We start from the raw sequence: 2,057 nt of genomic DNA, 5'->3' as shown, positions 1-2,057 counted from the left end.
TAATAAAGAAAATCACCGTCGGTCACACGGAGAAACCCGTGAAGACGACGACGAAGATGAAGAAGATCACCGTCCGCCGGACGGGCGACGTGCGCCTGACCACGGCCACCTGCAAGTGCCCGTACAGCATCGAGGCCTGACGGACCGAACGGATCGGGCCGCGCGCTCCGGTGCGCGGCCCCTCCCGCGGGGAGGGTTCACATGGCCGAGACGCCGGTGCTGTTCCACGACCTGAGCTTCGTCCCCGAGGGCGAGGAGGTCGTGGTCGGCCGGTTGGACACCGGCGCGTACGCCGTGCTGCCCGCCGACGGCGCCGCGCTGCTGCGGCGGATGGCCGACGGGCACAGCCCCGCGGCGGCGGCCGACTGGTACGAGACCGAGTTCGGCGAGGCCGTGGACGTCGACGACTTCCTCGAAGCCGTGCGGGAGCTGGGGTTCGTGCGCGAGGGCGGCGACGCCGTCGTGACCGGGCCGGTGCGCTTCCGGTGGCTGGGCCGGGTGGCGTTCTCGCCGTGGGCGTGGCTGCTGTACGCCGCCGTCACGGCCGCCTGGCTGGTCGTGGGCGCCGAGCACCACGACGTGGTGCCGGACCCGGGCCAGTTCTTCTTCAGCGGCTCCACCCTGGTGGTGCAGCTGGTGATCACGTTCGGCCAACTGCCGCTGATCTTCCTGCACGAGGGATTCCACACCCTCGCGGGGCGCAGGCTCGGGTTGCCCAGTCGGCTCGGCATGAGCAACCGGTACCTGTACGTGGTCTTCGAGACGAGCATGAACGGCCTGTTCAGCGTTCCCGCGGCCAAGCGGTACCTGCCGTTCCTGTCCGGCATGGCGGTCGACGTCGTCGCCCTGGCCGGCCTCGGCCTGCTGGCGCACGCCACCCGCGGCGCGGACGGCGCGCTGTCGTTGTTCGGCGCCATCTGCGTGGCGCTGGGGTTCACCGTGGTGATGCGGCTCGTCTGGCAGTTCCAGCTCTACCTGCGCACCGACCTGTACTACGTGTTCGCCACCGCCCTGCGCTGCCACGACCTGCACGAGGCGAGCGTCGCCCTGCTGCGCAACCGGTGGTGGCGGCTGCTGGGCCGACCCGAGCGGGTGGTCGACGAGGAGCGGTGGACCGAGCACGACCGCCGGGCGGGCCGCTGGTACGGGCCGTTCATCGTGCTGGGCGTGGCGGTGATGCTCGCGCTCATGGTCTTCGGCTCGTTGCCGATCGTCGTGAGCTACGCGGGGATCATCGGCCGCAACCTCACCGGCGGGCGGTACGACCTGTACTTCTGGGACGCGGTCGTGTCGCTGGCGATCAACGTCGGCCAGCTCCTGCTGGTGGCCCACCTGGCCCGGCGCAAGCGCCGCTCCCCCGCCTCCCCCGCACCGGTCCCGGAAGGAGAACGAGCATGACCGCCCCCGACACCAGGCACCTCCTCGTCCGCGGCGGGCGGCGTGCCGACCGGCAACGCCTCCTGGCGGACCTCCTCGACGGCGCCGACCCCGTGGTGGTGGGCTGCCACCACCGGCTGCGCGGTCCGTACACCGGCGTGGACGACCTGCTGCGCGCCGTGCTGCCCGACGCCCTGGCCCGCCACCCCGGACTGGTCGACGCGCACCGGGGCGAACTGCTCTACGGCATCCCCGAGCTGGCCGCGCTGATCGGGGACCCGCCGCCGACGCTGGCCGACGAGGCGCCGTTCGACCAGCGCACCCGCTTCTACGGCGCGCAGATGGTCCGCTGCATGAGCCAGGGCGTCGTGACGTTCCTGGTCGCGCACGCCCGCGCCCGGGCGGAGGCCGGCCTGCCGCCCCTGTGCCTGGTGTTCGAGGACGTCCACGCCGCCGAACCGACGACGCTGGAGTTCGTGGCGCTGCTGGCCCGCCGCTGCCCGCCCGGGTTGGCCCGGGTCGTGGTGTCCGCCGCGGACGGCGACCTGGGCGCCGAGCTGACCGACGTCCTGCCGGAGGCGGTGACGTGCGCGGGGTCCGCACCCCTGCCCGATCCCCGCGCACCGCACGAGCTGGTCCGCGCCTACGTGCGTTCCGACGGCACGACCGACGCCCCCCCC

1 protein-coding gene and 1 pseudogene are annotated in these 2,057 nt (G+C 72.9%); both read left to right on the top strand.

All coding sequences use genetic code 11. The features are described from left to right. The first annotated feature begins 201 nt into the window (after nt 1-201). Nucleotides 202-1,398: a hypothetical protein gene (locus tag AB0G02_RS36925; protein WP_360804155.1), complete on the top strand. Its 1,197-nt coding sequence runs from the start codon at nt 202-204 to the stop codon at nt 1,396-1,398. Continuing rightward, nucleotides 1,395-2,057 (top strand): annotated as a pseudogene (locus AB0G02_RS36920) (hypothetical protein); the annotation flags it as partial. The gene AB0G02_RS36925 and the pseudogene AB0G02_RS36920, both read left to right, overlap by 4 nt.

This window comes from Actinosynnema sp. NPDC023658 (assembly GCF_040639995.1).
In the GTDB taxonomy this organism is placed as follows: domain Bacteria; phylum Actinomycetota; class Actinomycetes; order Mycobacteriales; family Pseudonocardiaceae; genus Actinosynnema.
The sequence above is the reverse complement of the archived record's forward strand: the minus strand, read 5'-3'. Positions and strand labels throughout refer to the sequence as shown.